The following is a 19,557-nucleotide window of genomic DNA, read 5'->3' on the forward strand; positions in this document are numbered from 1 at the left end:
GCGGCCTCTTCCGCTATCATAGACAAGTTGCGCCCCCTGGCCGACCGCGCATCGCCGGGCGGGCGGGCAAAGGCGCTGCCGGTTCCTCCGGCGCCGCGATGAAACCTGCGACAGAAAGCACGCACGCACCATGATCATGCAGCTCGAACATATAGCGAAGTCGTTCGGAGGGCGCCAGCTCTTCCACGACGTGACGTTCCGCCTCGAGGAGTACGAGCGCCTGGCGCTCGTGGGCCCCAACGGCGCCGGCAAGACCACCATGCTCAACATCATATCCGGCCAGGAGGACGCCGACGAGGGCCGCGTGCTGTTCGCCAAGGGCGCGCGCGTGGGCTACCTGGAGCAGGAGGCCATCGAGATGGCCGACCAGCCCATCTTCGAGGAGGTCATGTCCTCCCAGGTAGAGGTGCTGGAAGCCGAGCGGCGCCTCTACAAGCTGGAGCACGAGCTGGGCGATGACCCCTCCGAGCAGCAGCTGGCCGCCGCCGGGCGCGCCCGCGACGCCTACGAGGTGCTGGGGGGCTACACCATCGAGGCGAAGGTGCGCAGCGTCATGTTCGGCCTCGGGTTCAAGGAGGCCGACCTGCGCCGCTCCACCACGGAGTTCTCGGGCGGCTGGCAGATGCGCATCGCGCTGGCGAAGCTGCTCATCCGCAACCCCGAGGTGCTGCTGCTCGACGAGCCCACGAACCACCTGGACCTGGAGAGCGTGAAGTGGCTCGAGGGCTTCCTGCGCGGCTACGCCGGCACCGTGGTGGTGGTGAGCCACGACCGCGCGTTCATGGACAACATGGTGGACCGCGTGGCCGAGGTGGACAACGGCCAGGTGAACCTTTACAAGGGCAACTACTCGGACTACCTGCGCATCCGCGAGGAGCGCCTGGAGCGCCTGCGCGCCGAGGCCGCCAAGCAGGCCGAGGAGATCGCCCATATGGAGGCGTTCGTCGAGAAGTTCCGCTACAAGGCCACGAAGTCCAAGCAGGTGCAGGATCGCGTGAAGAAGCTGGAGAAGATCAAGCGCATCGAGCTTCCCGAGGAGAAGAAGACCGTGCACTTCAACTTCAAGCAGCCCCCGCGCACCGGCGACGAGGTGGTGCGCGCCCGCGGCCTGGTGAAGCGTTTCGGCGAGAAGACGGTGTACGACGGCTTCGACTTCACCATGTACCGCGGCGACAAGATAGCGCTCGTGGGCCCCAACGGCGCGGGAAAGTCCACGCTGCTGAAGATGGTGGCCGGCGCGCTTGCGCCCGACGCGGGCACCATCGAGTACGGCGTGCATGTGACGAAGACGTACTACGCGCAGCACCAGCTGGAGGAGCTGCACCCCGGCAACACCGTGTTCGAGGAGCTGGACCGCGTGGCGCCCGGCTGGACCATCTCCCAGGTGCGCACGCTCCTGGGCGCGTTCCTGTTCACGGGCGACGCGGTGGACAAGCGCGTGAGCGTGCTTTCCGGCGGCGAGAAGAGCCGCCTGGCGCTGGCGAAGATGCTCGTGGCGCCCCGGCCGCTGCTGTGCCTGGACGAGCCCACGAACCACCTGGACATTGCGAGCGCCGACATCCTGGAGCAGGCGCTCAAGGCGTTCGAGGGCACCATACTCTTCATCACGCACGACCGCCACCTTATCAAGGGCGTGGCGAACCGCATCGTGGAGGTGGAGCCGGGCCGCGTGACCAACTACGACGGCGACTACGACTACTACCTGTTCAAGAGCGGCCAGCTCGACGGCCCCGCGCCCGAGGAGCGCTCGCTCGTGGACGAGGTCATGGGGGAGGGCGGCCCTGGCAAGGGCGAAGGCGGCAAGACCGCGAAGGGGTCAGGCGGATACGGCTCCAAGACGGTGGTGAACGTGAACCGCCGCGACCGCCCGGCCTCGGCAGCGGTCGCCGCCGCGAAACCCGCCGGCCAGCCCGTCGAGCTCACGGCCCCGCGCGAGAGCGCGCCCAAGACCAAGGAGCAGAAGCGCCGCGAGGCCGAGGCGCGCAACCGCGCCTACGCCGCGCTGAAGAACCACCGCAAGCGCATCGCCGAGCTGGATCGCCAGATGGAGCGCGACAACGCGCGCATGGCGGAGCTCCTGGAGCTTATGGCCGACCCAGACTTCTACATCAACGAGGATGCCTCGTCCGACGCCGTGGCCGAGCACGCCAAGATCAAGCAGCGCTTGGCCGCCGCCGAGGAGGAGTGGTTCTCGCTCACCGAGGAGTTGGAGGAAGAGATGGCCAGGCAGGCGGAGGGGCTGTGAGCGAGCCGTTGAACATCGTCCTCGTAGAGCCGGAGATTCCGCAGAACACGGGCAACATCGCGCGGACGTGCGCCTGCACGGGCACGCGGCTGCACCTTGTGGAGCCGATGGGCTTCCGCCTCACGAGCAAGCAGCTCGCGCGTGCCGGCTGTGACTACTGGGACGAGGTTGACCTTGTACGCTGGCCGTGCGCCGAAGCGTTCTTCGAGGCGCACGGCGGCTCCGAGCTGCATCTGTTCACCGGCCAGGCGCACCGCTCCTTCGCCGAGGTCTTCTACGGGCCGGGCGCCTTCCTCGTGTTCGGCCGCGAGAGCCGCGGCCTGGGCTTGGGGATCATCGAGGCGCATGCGGACCGCTGCGTGCGCATCCCCATGCGAGAGGGCCTGCGCAGCCTCAACCTCTCCAACGCCGCGGCCGTGGCGGTCTACGAGGCCCTTCGCCAGCAGGGTTACTACGGTCTCGGAGGGTGCGCCGGCGCATGAGGCGCCCGCCCGCGGCGGCGGGTTCCCCTGCCTGCCGCTGACGCAGAAAAGGTCCTTCTTTGCCAAAAACGAGCCGGTTTGGCAACCTTGTCGGGGATGTTTGGGTCTTTTCGAGGCCCAGCGGCCCGCAAGGAGAGCGTTTGCCCAGGTCGGTTTTCTTTCTCTTAAACCTATCTTTCCAGTATGGATTGCCAAACCGGCCCGTTTTTGGCACCGGGGTCCTTATTGCGCGTCAATGGTTCTCAAAGTGCGCCTTACCTTTGGCTGCAAACGTCGCGCGCACCATGGCGTGCCAACGCGGAAGGGCCGCGCTTGATCATCGCCTTCCTTGCGCCGCGACATGCGCCTGTGCGAGCAAGGGGCCTGCCGATGCGGTGCTGCGAGCATCTTCGCCTTCGGCGCACGCCGAGCAGGTTCGCCCCGGGTGCCGTACCGCGCGTCCGCGCGAGGGAGCCTAGTACGCGCTCCAGCCGCCGTCGATGGTGAGCGTCTCGCCGTTGATGAACCCGGCCTGGTCGGAGGCCAGGAACAAGGCGGCGGCGGATATCTCCTCGGGAGTGCCGGAGCGGGTGGCGCCGGCGTAGCCCGTCGTGGCCTTCGCCATGCCGCGCTCGCTGGGCTGGCGCATGCCCACGCCGATGTTCGTCTGCGTGTTGCCGGGGCAGATGGCGTTGCAGCGGATGCCGGTGTCGGCGTACATGAACGCGACGTTCTTCGTCAGGCCCACGACGGCGAACTTCGAGGCCGTGTAGGCGCAGCCGCCGCGCCCGGCGCACAGGCCCGACAGCGATGCGGTGTTGATGATGACGCCGCCCTGGCCGCGGTCGAGGAAGTAGCGCACGGCCTTGCGGGTGCCGTACATGACGCTGTTGAGGTTCACTTTCATCAGGCGCTCCCACACGTCGTCGTCCATCTCGGCGATGGGCAGCAGGTTGTCCATGATGCCGGCGTTGTTCACGATGACGTCCATCTGGCCGAACGTCTGCACGGCGCGGTCGACCATGCCCTCAACGGCGTCGCGGTCCGACACGTCGACCTTGACGACGTCAAGCTTGTCGACGTACGCGGCGAACTCCTGCTTGAGCGCGGCGAGGGCCTCCTCGTTGAGGTCAGCGGCCAGGCAGTTAGCGCCCGCCTCCAGGAAGCGCCGGACGATGCTCTTGCCGATGCCGGACGCGCCTCCGGTGATGACGGCGGTCTGGCCTGCGAGGATAGGGCTGGGAAGGATGTCTGGCATGCTGGGTGCTCCTTTTCGGTAGGGCGGGCGCCGTAAGAGAGGCGGGATGCGAAGCGGCCTTGCATCTGTCATGCGGTTGCGAAACCGCATCCGCAGGGTACCATGCCCGCTGCTTCATATCGGGTCTTCGATGGCAGGCGGTGTTTAGGGCGTCTGCTGCGGATAGCCACCAACGCGAGCGGTGGGAGGCAGGCCTCCAGCGGCAGGCGGAGTGAACCATGATGCGGCTGACCCGCATTCTGCCGTTGGAACCTGACGCTTCCGCCGTGCGTCAACTCCTCCGGCTCCTTGAATGCCCGCAAACTCCGCCTGGTTGGATATAATCGATTGTTTCCGCCTCGGAACGGCGCTCTGAATAGTATCATGGGATAATGCGATGGCGCGCAGAAGCCTCTGGATGCGACGCCTCGGCAACGGCGAGCAGATCCGATAGTGCGCTTTGGGGTTGGGCCATTATGGAGATTCAACAGTTGCGTTATTTCCTGGCGGCGGCGAACCACTCGAGCTTCGCGCGGGCGGCAGGGCAGTGCTTCACGTCGCGTCAGAACATCGCCCATTCGGTTAATGCTTTGGAGCGCGAGCTGAACCTCCCCCTCTTCGAGCGGCGGGGCAACAGCGTGGTCGTCACGCCTGCAGGCCAAGAGGTCGCGGGTCGTGTCGACGAGATACTGAGTCGCGTTGACGCGCTGCAGGCGCTGTCGGTCGGCCAAGTGCCTGCAGAGGCAGGGCTGCGCGCGGCGGTGACGTACAACCTTCTGGCTCGGGTTCCGGAAAAGGTCGAGTCGTACCTCTACCAGTTCGATCGGGGCATCAAACTGCTCGAGGTTGGCTGCGAGGACTGCTACCATGCTATCTGCACCGACGAAGCTGACGTGGGCCTGGCCCTGTGCATGCAGCGCGATTTTCCCGAATGTGGCTTCGAGGAGGTCAACCGCCTGAAGGCGTACGTCCTCGTAAACGAAATGTCCCCTCTGGCTCGAAGATCCCAGCTCTCCGTCTTCGACTTGAAGGATCAGCGTATAGCGCTTATGTCGGAGTCGTCCTTTCAATACGAGCCGCTTTTCTCCCAGCTGGGTTCCCTGGGCTACGATTTCTCCAACCTGTCCATCGCAGCGACCGCCTCGGGGCTCTATGGGATAAAGCGCAACGAGGCAGTGGGCATCGCGACGAGCTACTTTGTCGAGAGCCTTCCCGAGGGCATGCGCGCCGTCCCGTTCGACGATACCCGGTACGACTGGTGCATCTACGCCTTGTATCCGAAGCGGTCGAACCGCTTGGCAACCATCATGCGGTTCATTCAAGGGCTTAGGAAGAGCTACCTCGACGCATAGGCTCAAATTTGCTTGGTTGACAAACATGGTTTGTCGACCCTCTTCGAAACCACGTTAGCGACAGATTTCAGGCATCTTTTCCAACGGATACTCCCACCGCACAATGGACTCAGGTCGAAAAAGCGTACGCAGACCCGAATTGCCAACTATTGCACGAGGTGAGGAGGAAAACGGTGACTGAGTGGAAAAGGGAAGAGGGGGAGGAGACGATCTTCCGTACCTGCGCATGGTCGCCTCCGGGGTGCCACCCCGTAGGGTGCGGACTGCAGGTCCATGTGAAGGACGGCGTCGTGGTGGAGGTGGAGGGCGACCCCGAGCATCCCATCACCAAGGGCGCGCTGTGCCCTCGCTGCCTGGCCCTGACCGAGTACGTCTACCATGAGGATCGAATCGTCCATCCCATGAAGCGCGCCCGGGAGGACCGCGGGCTCGACAAGTGGGAGAGCTGCAGCTGGGAAGAGGCCACCGACCTGGTGGCGGATGCTGCGCGGGAGATCATCGAGCAGTACGGCGCCGAGACCATCTGCGTGTTCGGTGGTACCGGCCGTGAGGCGAACTATTGGTACACGCAGTGGGCGAACCTGGTGTTCGGCACCCCAAATGCCGTTTATGCCCAGGCCGGCTGGTCCTGCTACGGGCCGCGTATCTCCAACACCGCGTTCATGCTGGGCGGCGGCTATCCCGAGATCGACTACGCCCAGAAGTTCGCCGACCGTTACGAGCACGAGGGTTGGGTGGCGCCCGAGGTCGTGGTGTGCTGGGGCAAGGAGCCGCTGCGCTCCAACCCCGACGGCATGTACGGCCATGCCCTCATCGAGATGATGCGCCAGTTTGGCACGAAGGTCATCTGCGTCGACCCGCGCATCCACTGGCTGGGCTCCCGCTCCGAGATCGTGCTCCAGGTGAATCCCGGCACCGACACGGCCATGGCCATGGCCTGGATCTACGTCATGGACAAGGAAGGCCTGGTCGACCGCGAGTGGATAGATGCCTGGACCTACGGCTATGACGAGCTCGTAGAGCGTTGCCAGACCATGCCGCCTTCCAAGGCCGCCGAAATATGCGGTGTCCCCGAAGACCTCATCTGGAAGGCCGCCCGGATGTACGGCTCCGCGCGCCCTTCGGCGCTCGCCTGGGGCCTTGCAGTCGACGAGAACCCGAACGGCACCCAGCTCGGCCAGTGCCTCATCGCGCTCATGACCATCACCGGCTTCATCGACGCCCCTGGTGGCACGACGCTCGGCATGGGCGACGACGGCGGCAACCGCGTGCACGACGGAGGTGGTATCGACGCAAGCCAGCGCATCGAGGACGAGAACGACTCCACGCTCATGCTGGCGCTGAAGAACGGCATCATGACCCAGGAGATGTGGGACACTAAGCGTATCGGCGTGGACAAGTACCCTGCGGTCGGATCCATCATGTGGACGGCGCACCCCGACGAGTTTCTGAAGGCGCTCGAGACCGAACAGCCCTACAAGGTGCATATGGCCGGCTTCGTCTCCTCCAACCCGGTCGGCACGGCCATCTCCGCCGAGCCGCAGCGCTGGTACAAGGCGCTCAAGCAGCTCGACTTCAACTACGCCTGCGACTGCTTCATGAACCCGACTATCATGAGCTGCTGCGACGTGGTGTTCCCGGTCGCCTCCACCATCGAGCACGACGGCATGGTGGTCACGCACTATGCCTCCAACGCCTCGTTCTACGGTGCCCAGAACAAGTGCGTGCAGGTGGGCGAGTGCAAGAGCGACATCGAGATCATGATGATGGTGGGAAAGAAGCTCCATCCCGGGTTCTGGAACCGCTTCGAGACCCAGGAAGACTACGACAACTTCCATGTCATGCGCAGCTGGCTGCCCTTCCGGGAGCTGCGCGACAAGGTGGTCGTCATGTCCGAGGAACCCTATTACAAGTACAAGATCGGCAAGCTGCGTCCTGACGGGCAGCCCGGGTTTCCCACCACCACCGGCCGTGTCGAGCTCTACTCGCTCATGTACCAGAACTGGGGCGAGGATCCGCTGCCGTATTACGAGCCTCCGGTCTACAGCCCCGGCGCCTTGCCGGAGCTCGGCCGGGAATACCCGCTGATGATGATCACCGGCGCTCGCCAGCAGGAGTTCTTCCACTCAGAGCATAAGCAGGTTCCGAGCCTGCGCCAGCTCACTCCTTGGCCTATGGTCGACATCAACGTATACGATGCCGAGACCTACGGCATAGAGGAGGGCGACTGGGTGGAGATATCCTCCCCCTATGGGAGCATCCGACAGCTCGCGCGCGTGGTTCCCACCATGAAGAAGGGCGTTGTCCACTGCATGCACGGCTTCTGGTACCCCGAGGAGAACGGGGAAGTGCCCAACCTCTACGGAAACTGGAAGTCCAACGTCAACATGCTGATGCCCAATAGCGTGAACGGCAAGCTCGGCTTCGGCAACACGTTCAAGCAGATGATGGTGAGCATCAAGAGGGTCGACGGCCGTGGCGGCCCGAACGATCCGGATGCCAACGGCATCGTTCTCGAGCCAAGTCGCCAAGAGGAGTTCACGGTCCAGCAAACATGGCGCCCTGCTGACGAGTCCACTGCAGTCTACCTGCAGAAATAGAGAGGAGGAGCAAACCATGACGCAAGGTGCTTTGTACATCGACTTCGAGTATTGCTCGGGCTGCCACAGCTGTGAGATCGCCTGCCGCACGCATCTGGGGCTTTCCAAGACCGAGAACGGGATCAAGGTTCTCGAGGATCGTCCCTACCAGCATCCCGACGGTTCCTGGCACTGGGACTTCATAGCCTATCCGACGGAGCTGTGCGACCTCTGCGAGGATCGCATCGCCAAGGGCAAGCTGCCTTCCTGCGTGCAGTGCTGCCAGGCGAAGGTCCTGGAATACGGCACGATCGAGGAGTGCGGCCGGAAGCTCCTGGACAAGCCAAGGAAGGCCGCCGTGTTCGTTCCTTAGCGGTGGTGCGCGTTCGGGCGGACGGAGGGGGGCGCCTACTGGCGCCGCGTCCGCCCTTTTCGCCTCGGGGCGTGGAATGGAAGTCTCAGAGGCGAGTTTTTCGCGATTCGTCTTCACAACGACAGGGGGAATTATGACCGAGATTGCTATCGATTCCTCGATTCGGGGGAAGTTCGGCAAGGAGTCCATGAAGCGGCTGATCGCAATAATCGCAGCAGCCGCAGTGTTCTCGTTCTTCCAGTTCGCCTGCCCTGTGCCGGAAAGCCTCTCCCGCGAGGCCATGTCTGCTGTGGGCATCCTGCTCTGCTGCATTATCCTGTGGGTGACGGAAGCGCTTCCGTTCATAGTCACGGTTGTGCTGATCTACGTCCTGCTGCCTATGACCGGCGTTTTGCCGTTTGCCACCACCACACTGGAAAACGGGGCGGTCGTACAGTCCGTGTTCAACCAATCGAGCTTGATGGTTCCGATCTACTGCCTGTTCATCTTTGCCGTCACCGCAGCGGTCATGGCCACGCCGATCCCGTTCCGCGTTGCAAATGCCGTTTTGAAGTGGTCCAAGGGGGATTCGAGGAAGATCGTTGTCGGTCTCATGATGGTTACGGGCATTTTCTCCATGTTCATCGCCGACCTTGCGGCATCTGCCATCTTCGTGGGCATCAGCCTCTCCATCGTCGAGGCGAACAACGGCGTCAAGAAGCTTTCCGGCCTTGGCAAGGCCCTCACACTCGGCATCCCGGCCGCCGCTCTCATAGGCGGCATCGGCACCCCTCTTGGCAACTCCTCCAACATGCTGGTCATAAGCATGTTGGAGACGGCAATCGGTTTTCGTGTGACGTTTTTGGGCTGGTGCATCGCCAACATACCCCTCGCGCTTGCGGTAACGTTCCTCTCCAGCCTGTGGATAGTGAGGGTCTTCAAGCTCGAGGATATCAAACAAGACGCCTACCTGGTGGTAGAGTCGAAGCTCGAAGGCATCCAGGGAATCACCGTCAAGGAAATCAAGCTCATCGTCTGGTATGTCATTGCCTTCGGCTTGATGATAGCAAGCACGTGGCTTCCGCAGATCAATTCCATCATGGTCGCGCTGATCTTCTGCGTTCTCGCCTTCTTGCCCGGGCTGAGCCTGCTGACCAAAAAGGAGTTCTACGAAAGCATACCCTGGGAGGTCATCATGATGGTCATAGGCATCCAGGTGCTGGCCACCGGCCTCGTGGGAACCGGAGTGGCCACGTGGTTCGTCAACACGCTGCTCGTTGGGGTGGAAGCGTGGCCGGCCCTGCTCATCGTGCTCGTCATGTGCTTGGTAACCTTGGTTCTCCACCTGTTCATCCCCATCGGCCCTCCCGTCATCTCTGTTGCCATTCCCCTGTTGGTTGCCGTGGTGTCCGCTGTCAACATGGCTGCCGGCAGCATGGTCGTCAATCCTGGCATCGTGGCGTGCATCGGCGGCGGCCTGGGTGTGGTGAGCACGTTCTTCCCGTTGGATTCCATCATCCTGATCGGCTACGACAAAGGTTGGATCTCCATGGCCGAGTATGTGAGGAAATCCTGGGCGCCGACGGTCATCCTCTTGGTCGCGAGCGTCATCTGGCTTCCCATCATCAGCGGCGTCGCGTTCCCTGCTTAAGGCCGAGGGGCGCTTGTCGCCCTGGCCTTAACCCTGGACGGCCGGGGGAGCGGTTGCTCGGCGCCGGAGTTAAAAACTACCCGAAAGGAAAGACTATGTGCTTTAGACCTGCGGGCGCTTCTGCTGGCAAGACGTGTCCCGAATGCGGAACCGCCAATGCGTCCATCGATACCGCCTGCGTCAAATGCGGGGCGGAGTTGCCTAGCCCCGAGGGGCCTGGCTTGCCGGGCGCCTTGGGAGCACCCGGCACCCTTGGAGCGCCGATGCCTCCCGGAGTCCCGGGAGCTCCGGTGGCGCCGAGCGTCCCCGGGGTGTTCACGGCTCCTTCCACTCCTGGGATTCCGGGAGCACCCAAGTCCCCAAAACCTCGGGCATGATGCGGCGTGAAGGAGGGCGGGTGAAGGAAGGGTGGGCTGAAAAAAAGGGGGGGGCGTCGTGGCAAGTCTATGCGGAGCGTTCTGCTCGTTCTGCGGAAGGCGTGGTAGGAAATTTGAAAAGGAGCTGAAGATTGCAAAGCCGCAGGATGTGCCCGCCCCTGGGGTGCCGGACAAGGCGAAGGGCCTTGTCAAAGCGAGCATGCGAAACCGCCCCGGGCGCAGCGGCTCCGAGAATGGCGGCTAAGGAAGGCAGGCGGGCGGCTCTGGTTCTGCGCCGGCTACGAGCAGGCTGCATTCGCTCCGACTGGCGCCTCCCTGCCTTCTCTCCCTCCTGCCGGGTCCCCCTGCGGGAGTTTGTGAAGTTTCCCCGGCTGGGACGGCGGGTGCGGCCCTTTGCGCTAGACTGGTCGCATCATGATTTCGATACCTTACCTTATCTGCTCCATACTAAGCTTCGTGCCGGCCATCGTGTGCCACGAGGCTTGCCACGGCTTCGCCGCCTACAAGCTGGGCGATTCCACGGCCCAGCGTGCCGGGCGCCTGTCGCTGAACCCGCTCAAGCACATCGATCCCTTCGGCACGGTCATCATGCCGCTTCTGCTCATGGCCATGAACATGCCCGTTTTCGGCTACGCGAAGCCCGTGCCCTACAACCCGGCCTACTTCAAGGACGCGCGCAAGGGCGACCTTATCGTGGGGCTGGCGGGCCCGGCGGCCAACCTCGCGCTGGCCATCTTGGGCGCGCTCGTCTTCACGGCGGTGTCGCTGCTGCTGCCGGTGAACGTGCTGGCGCAAAACGACCTGTTCTACTACTTCTACACCATGTTCCTCCCCATGTTCTCGCTCATCAACCTGTACCTCATGTTCTTCAACCTGCTGCCCATCCCGCCGCTCGACGGCTCGTCCATTTTCGCGTTCTTCCTGCCGAAGAAGTACCTGCCCCAGTATTACAAGGTGCAGCGCTATGCGATGCCGGTGTTCCTCGTCGTGGTACTCCTCGTGCCGTACGTGCTGCACTTCAACCTCATCGGCATCTACCTGGACGTCACGGCGGGCAACGTGTTCGACCTGCTGTTCTCGTTCGCCGGATAGCGGGGCGGGCGTGTCGTACAAGGTTCGCATAGACAGCTTCGAGGGGCCGTTCGACCTCTTGCTCTACCTGGTCAGCCGCCAGAAGGTGGACATAGGGGCCATCTCCATCACGCAGATCGCCGACCAGTACCTGGCCGAGGTGGGCCGCATGGACAACCTCGACCTCGACGTGGCGAGCGACTTTCTGCTGGTGGCGTCCACGCTGCTGGAGATCAAGGCCGAGAGCCTCATCCCGCGCGACCGCGACGCCGTGGACGACGACATCGCCGAGCTCGCGCCCAGCGAGGCGCGCGATATGCTGGTGGACCGGCTGCTCGCGTACAAGCAGTTCAAGAACGCGGCCTCCACGCTGCTCGCACGCTTCTTGGCCGAGGGCCGCATGCACGCGCGCCCGTTCGGGCCGGACGCGTGCTTCCTGAACCTCATGCCCGACTACCTGAAGGACGTGACGTTGGACGGCCTGGCGCTCCTGGCTGCCCAGGCCTACGCGCGCCGCGAGGTGTTCCTGCTGGAGTCCGAGCACATCGCCGCGAAGCCCATCCCGGTGGAGGTGCACGTGCGGGCCATCCACCAGCGCATCGTGAACAAGAAGCGCCTGCGGTTCTCGGAGCTCGTGGACGAGGGCACGCCGCTGCCCGTGGTGGTGGTGACGTTTTTGGCGGTGTTGGAGCTGTACAAGCGCGCCATGGTGAAGATCGAGCAGCAGGAGCAGTTCGGCGACATCGACATCCGCTACATCGAGGGCTCGGGCGAGCTCGTGCTCACCGGCGACGACGCGCTGACCTCGGTAGGGGAAGAGTAGGGAAAGGTTGGGCCCGTGTTCCAGGGATTGCAGGAAAGCCAGATGGCGGGCGCCCTCGAGGCGCTCTTGTTCGTGACCGACGAGCCGGTTGGCACCATCGCGCTCGCCGACATGCTGGAGGTTGAGCCGGCCGACGTGGAGCGCGCGCTCGTGGGCTTGCGCACGCGCTTCGAGGGCGAGGAGCGTGGCGTGCAGCTGCGCGAGGTGGCCGGCGGATGGCGCCTGTACACGCATCCGGTGTACCACGAGCTGGTGGAGAAGTACGTGCTGTCGTGGGACACGCGGAAGCTCTCGCAGGCCGCCATGGAGACGCTTGCCATCGTGGCGTACTCGCAGCCCGTCACGCGCGCCGGCGTGGCCAGCGTGCGCGGCGTGAACTCGGACAGCTCCATCAACTCGCTGGTGGAGAAGGGCCTCGTGCGCGAGGCGGGCACGGCCGACGCGCCGGGCAGCCCCACCCTCTACGCCACGACGCGCGCCTTCCTGGAGAAGTTCGGTTTGCGCAGCGTGGCCGACCTGCCCGACCTGGACCAGTTCGCGCCCGACGATGACACGCGCGCGTTCATCCGCGAGCGCCTGAGCGCCACGCGCGAGCCCGTGCGCGTGGCGGAAGACGTCCGCATTGGCGGCGCGGAGGCGAACGCTTCCGACGACGGCTTCGACGGTGTGGAGTTCGACTTCGACGGGGAGGGGGAGGCGGCGGTGACGCTGGGCGAGCAGCTGGGCGGCTCGGCCGGCGCCGGTGCAGGCCAAACGCTCTTCGCCCGCATGGACGAGGCTGCCGAGGACGCCGCGGGCGAGGCGGCCCAAAGCCTGCTCGCCGAGGCCATGGCCTCGAGCCTCGGGCTTGTGGAGAAGATCGACTTCGACAGCCTGACGTTCGAGACGGAAGATGAATAATCGGTTCCGCCGTTCTGCCGAACGGCGGAACGGGCCGACGCTGCGGGCTTCCGCGGCACCCGGTCTCGACGCTTTTTCGCTTGCCCTCGCGTGCGGAAGCACGCTCGGCCGCGAAACGCGCCGATCTCGGGCACCACGAAAGCCCTCGCTGACTTTGGAGGACCTGTGAGCGAAGAAAACGACAACCCCCGCATCGTTCCCATGCGTCTGCAGAAGTTCCTTGCGCGCGCCGGGGCGGCCAGCCGCCGGGGCTCGGAGAACCTCATGACGGCCGGGCGCGTCACGGTTAACGGCGAGGTGGTCACGGAGCTGGGCAGCAAGGTGGATCCGCTCGTCGACGAGGTGGCGGTGGACGGTCGCGTCGTGCGCCTGGCGGACGGCCCGGTCACGCTCATGCTGCACAAGCCGGCCGGTTACGTTACCACCATGTCCGACCCGCATGGTCGCCCCACCGTGGCGGAGCTCGTGCCCGCAGCCGAGCATCCGGGCCTGTTCCCCATCGGGCGGCTCGATCGCGACACCACGGGTTTGCTGCTGTTCTCCACCGACGGCGAGCTGGGGCATGCGCTCTTGCGCCCGCGCGGCCATGTGGAGAAGGTGTACACGGCGCTCGTGGAAGGTCGGCCGAGTGCGGCCCAGCTCGAGCACCTGCGCGAGGGCATCGAGTTGGACGATGGCCCCACGCTGCCGGCGCGGGTAGCGCTCGTGGAGGGCGAGGCGGCCGCAGCGGCGCTGGCGGTCCTCGATGTGCCGCCTGCCGCGCCGGAGGGGGCGTCGCGCCAGTACGCCCGCGCGTGCTCGGCGAGGGCACGCGACCGCTCGATCGTGCGCATAGGCCTGCACGAGGGGCGCAAGCGCCAGGTGAGGCGCATGCTGGCCGCCATCGGGCACCCGGTGCTCGCGCTGCACCGCGATGCGTTCGGCCCCGTGGAGCTGGGCGGCCTGCCGCGCGGCGAGCGGCGCGTGCTGGAGCCTGCCGAGGTGCAGGCGCTCGAGCGCGCCGCGGGCCGGTGACGGGCGGCCGTTGGTCGGTCTATAATAATGTTAGAATGGTCAGGCCGGGGGAGCGGCGCCGTGCCGTGCCCCGGCCTCACGACAGGCAGGAAGGGCGGCATCGTCCCATGATCGAACCTCATACCGAACAATCCGGCCAAGCCGCGTTCAGGCACATCGTCATCGTGGGCCTCGGCCTGGTGGGCGCCTCGTTCGCCGCTGCCGTGCGCGCCGCGCAGCCGGACATCCGGCTCTCCGGCGTGGATGTGGACGACCGCACGCGCGCCGTCGCGCTCGAGCGCGGTTGGGTCGACGCCGCCTGGGAGCCGGACGACCCGGCGTTCGAGCGCTCCGTGCGCGGGGAGTGCGACCTCGTGGTGCTCGCTGCCCCCGTGGACGTGGTGGAGCAGTACCTCGAGCGTCTGGCTGCTTGGGATTTCGACGGCATCGTCACGGACACCGCCTCAACGAAATCCCGCATCGCGGCGGTTGCCGCGCGCATGCTGCCGCATCCCGAGAACTACGTGCCGGGTCATCCCATGGCCGGTTCGGAGAAGAACGGCATTGATGGCGCCCGTGCCGACCTGTTCCAGGGCGCGCACTGGATACTCTGTCCCGACGCGGCTACGCCGGCCGAGCACTTCCCGCGCCTGCACGAGCTGGTAACGTCGCTCGGCGCCCGCGTGATCGCCCTGCCGCGCGAGGACCATGACGAGGCGGTGGCCGTGGTGAGCCACGTGCCGCATATCATGGCCTCGTCGCTTGTGCAGCTGGCCTGCCGCCATGCCGACGACCAGCAGGCGCTCATGCGCCTGGCGGCCGGCGGCTTCAAGGATACCACCCGCATCGCCGCCGGCTCGCCGGAGCTGTGGTGCGGCATCGCCTTCGACAACGCCGCGGCGCTCGGGGAGGGCCTCGCGGAGGTGCAGGGCATCATCGGCTCGTTCGCCGAGGCGCTTGCCTCCGGAGACCGCGCCCGCATGACCGCACTGCTCGCCGAGGCCGCCGAGGCACGGCGGGCGCTTCCCGCGGCATGGGTGCCCTCGACCGAGAAGCTGCTCGAGGTGCGTATCCCCATGGAGGACCGCACCGGCGTCGTGGCCGAGGTTACCACCATCGCCAGCTCCGTGGGCTGCAACATCCAGTCCATCGAGATCGACCATATAACGGCCGACAGCGCCGTCTTGAGCCTCGTGCTCACCGACGAGGGCGATGTCGGCCAGCTGTCAGCCCAGCTCATCAACGCCGGTTTCTCGGTGTCGTTCAGTCCGCTTTCGGCCAAGGAGCATACCCATGTCGCATGAGCCCGTCGCATCAGCCGCATCCGCACCGTCTCTGCAGCCCGAGGTCGGCCGCACGGTCATCGAGCCTTTGCCCGCGCCGTTGCGCGGCGCCGCCACCGTGCCGGGCGACAAGTCCATCTCGCACCGCGCCGTGCTGTTCGCGGCCATGGCCGAGGGCACCTCGCGCGTGTCCGGCGTGCTGGACTCCGAGGACGTGCGCTCGTCCATCAAGGCGGTGAGCCAGCTCGGTGCCCGGGTCTCGCTAGAACGTCAGCCTGACGGCAGCCTGGCCGGCGGCATCACGGGCTGGGGTGCCTCCGGCCCGCGCAAGCCGGACGCTCCCATCGACTGCGGCAACTCCGGGACCACGGCGCGCCTGCTCATGGGCGTGCTCGCGCCGTGGGACGTGCCCGTGGAGATCACGGGCGACGATTCGCTCCAGCGTCGCCCCATGCGCCGCATCACCGCGCCGCTCATGAAGATGGGCGCGCGCTTCGAGCCCGGCGGCCGCGAGACGCTGCCTATAACCGAGGTGGGCACGCGTGACCTGCGCGCGGTCACCTATGATGCACCCATGGCGTCGGCCCAGCTCAAAACCGCAGTGTTGCTGGCGGGCGTCTACGCGCGCGGCACGACCACCTTGAACGAGCCCGCCCCGTCGCGCAACCACACCGAGCTGATGCTGCCCGAGTTCGGCGTGCCCACCACGGCAGCCGACCGCACGGCCAGCGTGACCGGCCCCCGCGTGCTCCAGGCGGCCGAGGTGCGCGTTCCAGGCGACCCGTCCTCGGCCGCGTTCCTCGTGTGCGCCGCGGTGCTCAAGCCCGGCAGCTCCCTCCAGGTGGAGAACGTGAGCCTGAACACGGCGCGCATCGGCTTCACCCGCACGCTCGAGCGCATGGGCGCCGACGTGTCGGTGCGCCACGCGGGGGCGGCGGGCAAGGAGCCCTACGGCATGATAGCGGCGTGCCACACCCCGAGCCTCCATGGCTGCGAGGTGCCGGCCGAGAAGATCGCCGCCATCGTCGACGAGGTTCCGGTGCTCGCGCTCGTGGCGGCGCACGCCCGCGGCGTGACGGTGTTCCGCGAGGTGGGCGAGCTGCGCGTGAAGGAGACCGACCGCCTCGCGGCCGTCGTGGAGGGCCTCGGCCAGCTGGGCGTGGAGGCCTACATCGACGGCAACGACCTCTATGTGGAGGGCCAGCCCGGCCTGCGCGCCCCTGCGGGCCTCGTGTTCGACTCGCACGGCGACCACCGTCTCGCCATGACGTGGGCGCTCGTGGGCCTCACGGGCGGCGTCCCCGTAGAAGTGGAGAACTTCGACTCCGTTAAGATCAGCTATCCCCGGTTCCTGGACGATATCGAAAGGTTGGCTCGATGATCATCGCCATAGACGGCCCCAGCGGGGCCGGAAAGTCCACGGTCGCGAAGGCCGTGGCGAAGAAGCTCGGCTTCTCCTGCCTCGACACGGGCGCCATGTACCGCGCCGTGGCGTGGCGCGCCCTGCAGGACGGCGTGCCGTTCGACGACGACGCAGCGCTCGGTCGGCTGGCCCGTACGCACGACATCGCGTTCGGGCACGAGCCGGGCGACCCGGCCCCTAAAAGCGTGTCCATCGGCGGCGAGGACGTCACGCGCGCCATCCGCACGGCCGAGATCGACCGCGCCGTGAGCCCCGTGTCGGCCGCGCCCTCCGTGCGCGAGGCGCTCGTGGGGCAGCAGCGCCGCATCGGCCGCGCGGGCGATTACGTGGTGGAGGGCCGCGACATCGGCACGGTGGTGTTCCCCGAGGCGGAGGTGAAGGTATTCCTCACCGCATCGGACGAGGAGCGTGCGCACCGCCGCGTGCGCCAGAACGCCGACCGCTCCATCGGCTCCATCGACTTCGACGAGGTCCTCGCCGACCTGCGGCGCCGCGACGAGCACGACTCCTCGCGCGCTGCCTCGCCCCTCAAGCCCGCCGAAGATGCCGTGCGCCTCGACTCCACGGGCCGCTACATAGAGGATGTCATCGACGAGATCGTGGAGCTCGCGCGCGAGAGGGCCGCGCGATGAGCCTGATCCTCCCGTACGAGAAGATATGGGACATGCCGCTCGGCGGCACGTCCGACGAGAAGCAGGCTCCCCACTGGGCAGGCAACCTTATCTGGGGATTCCTCGTGTTCGTGTTCAAGATATGCTTCCGCTACCGTGTGGACAACCGCGAGAGCATCCGCGGTTTCGACAAGGAGAGCGGCGTGGTGGTGGTGGCGAACCACACCTCGTTTCTGGATGTAGCGTTCATGTACCTGGCCACGCGCCCGCAGCAATGGCTGCGCTTCATGGGCCGCGAGAGCCTGTTCGACAACGCCCACGGCCTAGTGGGACAGATCCTCTCGCGCGTGGGCGCGTTCCCCGTCAAGCGCGACTCCGCCGACCGCACCGCCATCAAGCGCGCGACGCGCATGCTGAAAAACGACGAGATCGTGGGCATCCTGCCCGAGGGCACGCGCCGCGGCAAAGGCACGAAGACCCCCGAGATCCATTCCGGCGCCGCGTTCGTCGCGAAGATGGGGAAGGCCCCCCTCCTGCCCATGACCGTGCGCAACGCCGAGAACGTGAAGAGGAAGGGCGAGCGCCTGCGCTTCCCCAAGATCACCATCGAGTACGGCAACCCCCTGCTCGTGGAGGACTTCGACTTCCTGCCGAAGGAGGACCGCCTGGAGGGCTGTACGTGGTACGCCATGCGCGAGTGCTTCGCGCTGTCGCTGCGCGTGCCGCGCGAGCAGGTGGACATGCCCGCGCTGTTCCCCGGTGGACGCGACTTCACGGCCGTGTTCGAGGAGCATCCCGTGCCCGAGCACACCACGGCCGAGGTCGTGGCGGGCATCCGCGCGAAGCGCGCCGCCAAGGCGGAGGTTTCCGCCGTGCCGGCCGGGGAGCGCTCGTGAGGGTGGTGCGCGCCGCGTACGCCGGCGCCTGCTACGGCGTGCAGCGCGCGCTCGACCTGGCGCTCAAGGCCGTCGAGGACGGGGGGAGGGCCTACACGCTGGGCCCGCTCATCCACAACCCGCAGGTGGTGGCACAGCTGGCGGAACGCGGCGTGCGGGCCGTCGACGGCGTGGAGGACGTGGCGGGCGCCGGCACAGTGGTCATCCGCAGCCATGGCGTGACGCCCGCGGTGAAGCGGTCGGTGGCGGCGTGCGGCCTGCCGCTCGTGGATGCCACGTGCCCGCACGTGGCGCGCGCCCAGCGTGCGGCGGCCGACCTTGCCGAGCAGGGCCGCCATGTGGTGGTGGTGGGGGAGGCGGGCCATCCCGAGGTGGAAGGGCTCGTGGCGTGCGCGCGCGAGGCCGGTGCGCCGGTGAGCGTGGTGGCCGGCCCGGATGACCTGCCGGATACGCTCGACGGCCCCGTGGGCGTCGTCGTGCAGACAACCCAGACGCGCGAGGTCCTGGACGCCGTCGTGGCCGCGCTCGAGCAGCGCGGCGTGCAGCTGCTCGTGAAGAACACCATCTGCTTCGCCACGCGCCAGCGCCAGGAGGCTGCCGCCGCCCTCGCCGACGAGGTGGACGCCATCGTGGTCATCGGCGGCCGCAACTCGTCGAACACCTCGCGCCTTGCCGACATCTGCGCCGCCGCCTGCCCCCGCACCCATCACATAGAGTCGCCCGACGAGATCGACCCCGCCTGGCTCGCCGGCTGCGGCGCCGTTGGCATCACCGCCGGCGCCTCGACCCCCGAGGGCCAGATCGACGCCGTGGCCGCGTTTTTGGAGGCGCTGTAGGAAACCCCCCTTCGGGATCCTGCCCCGCCCCTCCCGCCGCCACGGCAGCGCGCCAAAGGCCCGATGCCGCCGCATCGGCTTGCCGCGCGCCTCCCCGCGGCCCCCGGATCCCCCCTTCCGCCCCGCCCGCGCCCCGCGGCCTCCCGGGAAGGGGAGGCCGCGGGATCTTCTTTCCCGCCCCCCGCCTGCGAAAACGCCCTCCCGGCGCCCCCGTCCCGAAGATTTTCCGAAATACCCCCTTGCCAGGCCGCGGCGGGGAGCGTATTATATTCGGGCTGCGTTTTCGAGGAGGACGCGGCCCGGGGCCTCCCGGACGGACTCGGAACGAAAGTTCCTGAAAAAAGTCCTTGACAGGATGGCAACGGGAAGGTAAAGTATCTCCTTGCGCCGCTCGCCCGGAAGGGAGGCGGCGAGGCCCCCCGGAAGGGGAGGCGGGAACCTTGAAAACCGGATATTGCGAGATGAAT

General features: G+C 66.4%; 16 protein-coding genes. 15 read left to right on the top strand and 1 reads right to left on the bottom strand.

What is annotated here, in order from left to right:
* Nucleotides 1–130 precede the first annotated feature (130 nt).
* On the top strand, nt 131–2,245 hold the full coding sequence (locus tag K9U15_RS14040; protein WP_301156411.1) for an ABC-F family ATP-binding cassette domain-containing protein: 2,115 nt from the start codon (nt 131–133) through the stop codon (nt 2,243–2,245).
* A complete protein-coding gene (locus tag K9U15_RS14045) occupies nt 2,242–2,727 on the top strand; it encodes a tRNA (cytidine(34)-2'-O)-methyltransferase (protein WP_123674225.1) in 486 nt (161 codons plus the stop codon). Before K9U15_RS14040 ends, K9U15_RS14045 begins: the two co-directional genes overlap by 4 nt.
* Before the next feature lie 454 nt (nt 2,728–3,181).
* Here K9U15_RS14045 and K9U15_RS14050 read toward each other — a convergent pair whose 3' ends face one another.
* Complete coding sequence (locus tag K9U15_RS14050) at nt 3,182–3,964, bottom strand: glucose 1-dehydrogenase (RefSeq protein WP_301156413.1); 783 nt, start codon at nt 3,962–3,964, stop codon at nt 3,182–3,184.
* Between the two features lie 455 nt (nt 3,965–4,419).
* On the opposite strand from K9U15_RS14050, the gene K9U15_RS14055 reads away from it, so the two are divergent.
* The 13 genes from K9U15_RS14055 (at nt 4,420) to ispH (ending at nt 19,090) form a co-directional block, all read left to right on the top strand.
* Complete coding sequence (locus K9U15_RS14055; RefSeq protein ID WP_161959758.1) at nt 4,420–5,295, top strand: LysR family transcriptional regulator; 876 nt, start codon at nt 4,420–4,422, stop codon at nt 5,293–5,295.
* Between the two features lie 173 nt (nt 5,296–5,468).
* Entirely contained in the window at nt 5,469–7,895 is a 2,427-nt protein-coding gene (locus K9U15_RS14060; RefSeq protein ID WP_301156415.1) for a molybdopterin-dependent oxidoreductase, read from the top strand.
* Between the two features lie 16 nt (nt 7,896–7,911).
* Nucleotides 7,912–8,247 (top strand): oxidoreductase, encoded by a 336-nt coding sequence (locus tag K9U15_RS14065; RefSeq protein WP_096228378.1) that lies wholly within the window; start codon nt 7,912–7,914, stop codon nt 8,245–8,247.
* A gap of 133 nt (nt 8,248–8,380) precedes the next feature.
* Entirely contained in the window at nt 8,381–9,877 is a 1,497-nt protein-coding gene (locus K9U15_RS14070; protein WP_301156416.1) for an SLC13 family permease, read from the top strand.
* Nucleotides 9,878–10,668: 791 nt separating this feature from the next.
* Nucleotides 10,669–11,346 (top strand): site-2 protease family protein, encoded by a 678-nt coding sequence (locus tag K9U15_RS14075; protein ID WP_123674220.1) that lies wholly within the window; start codon nt 10,669–10,671, stop codon nt 11,344–11,346.
* A gap of 10 nt (nt 11,347–11,356) precedes the next feature.
* Entirely contained in the window at nt 11,357–12,148 is a 792-nt protein-coding gene (locus K9U15_RS14080; protein WP_087190636.1) for a ScpA family protein, read from the top strand.
* Nucleotides 12,149–12,163: 15 nt separating this feature from the next.
* Nucleotides 12,164–13,048 (top strand): SMC-Scp complex subunit ScpB, encoded by an 885-nt coding sequence (gene scpB, locus K9U15_RS14085; RefSeq protein WP_096228382.1) that lies wholly within the window; start codon nt 12,164–12,166, stop codon nt 13,046–13,048.
* A 201-nt stretch (nt 13,049–13,249) separates the two neighbouring features.
* Nucleotides 13,250–14,062 (top strand): pseudouridine synthase, encoded by an 813-nt coding sequence (locus K9U15_RS14090; RefSeq protein ID WP_096228692.1) that lies wholly within the window; start codon nt 13,250–13,252, stop codon nt 14,060–14,062.
* 107 nt (nt 14,063–14,169) lie between these two features.
* Nucleotides 14,170–15,345 (top strand): prephenate dehydrogenase/arogenate dehydrogenase family protein, encoded by a 1,176-nt coding sequence (locus K9U15_RS14095; RefSeq protein ID WP_096228383.1) that lies wholly within the window; start codon nt 14,170–14,172, stop codon nt 15,343–15,345.
* Nucleotides 15,335–16,705 carry a 3-phosphoshikimate 1-carboxyvinyltransferase gene (gene aroA, locus K9U15_RS14100; RefSeq protein WP_096228384.1) on the top strand — a complete coding sequence of 457 codons (1,371 nt, stop codon included), beginning with the start codon at nt 15,335–15,337 and terminating at the stop codon, nt 16,703–16,705. The genes K9U15_RS14095 and aroA overlap by 11 nt, the downstream gene beginning before the upstream one ends.
* Entirely contained in the window at nt 16,702–17,379 is a 678-nt protein-coding gene (gene cmk / locus K9U15_RS14105; RefSeq protein ID WP_123674219.1) for a (d)CMP kinase, read from the top strand. The genes aroA and cmk overlap by 4 nt, the downstream gene beginning before the upstream one ends.
* Nucleotides 17,376–18,254, top strand: a complete 879-nt coding sequence (locus tag K9U15_RS14110; RefSeq protein ID WP_096228386.1) for a 1-acyl-sn-glycerol-3-phosphate acyltransferase — start codon at nt 17,376–17,378, stop codon at nt 18,252–18,254. Before cmk ends, K9U15_RS14110 begins: the two co-directional genes overlap by 4 nt.
* On the top strand, nt 18,251–19,090 hold the full coding sequence (ispH, locus tag K9U15_RS14115; RefSeq protein WP_096228387.1) for a 4-hydroxy-3-methylbut-2-enyl diphosphate reductase: 840 nt from the start codon (nt 18,251–18,253) through the stop codon (nt 19,088–19,090). The genes K9U15_RS14110 and ispH overlap by 4 nt, the downstream gene beginning before the upstream one ends.
* Nucleotides 19,091–19,557: the final 467 nt, after the last annotated feature.

This window comes from Gordonibacter sp. RACS_AR68, assembly GCF_030418485.1.
GTDB classification, from domain to species: Bacteria; Actinomycetota; Coriobacteriia; order Coriobacteriales; family Eggerthellaceae; genus Gordonibacter; species Gordonibacter urolithinfaciens.

What these genes read in the sequence shown, in the direction of transcription:
- K9U15_RS14040 (WP_301156411.1), top strand. Translation starts at nt 131, where the DNA reads ATGATCATGCAGCTCGAACATATAGCGAAGTCGTTCGGAGGGCGCCAG.
- K9U15_RS14050 (WP_301156413.1), bottom strand. Translation starts at nt 3,964, where the DNA reads ATGCCAGACATCCTTCCCAGCCCTATCCTCGCAGGCCAGACCGCCGTC.
- K9U15_RS14055 (WP_161959758.1), top strand. Translation starts at nt 4,420, where the DNA reads ATGGAGATTCAACAGTTGCGTTATTTCCTGGCGGCGGCGAACCACTCG.
- K9U15_RS14065 (WP_096228378.1), top strand. Translation starts at nt 7,912, where the DNA reads ATGACGCAAGGTGCTTTGTACATCGACTTCGAGTATTGCTCGGGCTGC.
- K9U15_RS14070 (WP_301156416.1), top strand. Translation starts at nt 8,381, where the DNA reads ATGACCGAGATTGCTATCGATTCCTCGATTCGGGGGAAGTTCGGCAAG.
- K9U15_RS14075 (WP_123674220.1), top strand. Translation starts at nt 10,669, where the DNA reads ATGATTTCGATACCTTACCTTATCTGCTCCATACTAAGCTTCGTGCCG.
- K9U15_RS14090 (WP_096228692.1), top strand. Translation starts at nt 13,250, where the DNA reads ATGCGTCTGCAGAAGTTCCTTGCGCGCGCCGGGGCGGCCAGCCGCCGG.
- K9U15_RS14095 (WP_096228383.1), top strand. Translation starts at nt 14,170, where the DNA reads ATGATCGAACCTCATACCGAACAATCCGGCCAAGCCGCGTTCAGGCAC.
- aroA (WP_096228384.1), top strand. Translation starts at nt 15,335, where the DNA reads ATGTCGCATGAGCCCGTCGCATCAGCCGCATCCGCACCGTCTCTGCAG.
- cmk (WP_123674219.1), top strand. Translation starts at nt 16,702, where the DNA reads ATGATCATCGCCATAGACGGCCCCAGCGGGGCCGGAAAGTCCACGGTC.
- K9U15_RS14110 (WP_096228386.1), top strand. Translation starts at nt 17,376, where the DNA reads ATGAGCCTGATCCTCCCGTACGAGAAGATATGGGACATGCCGCTCGGC.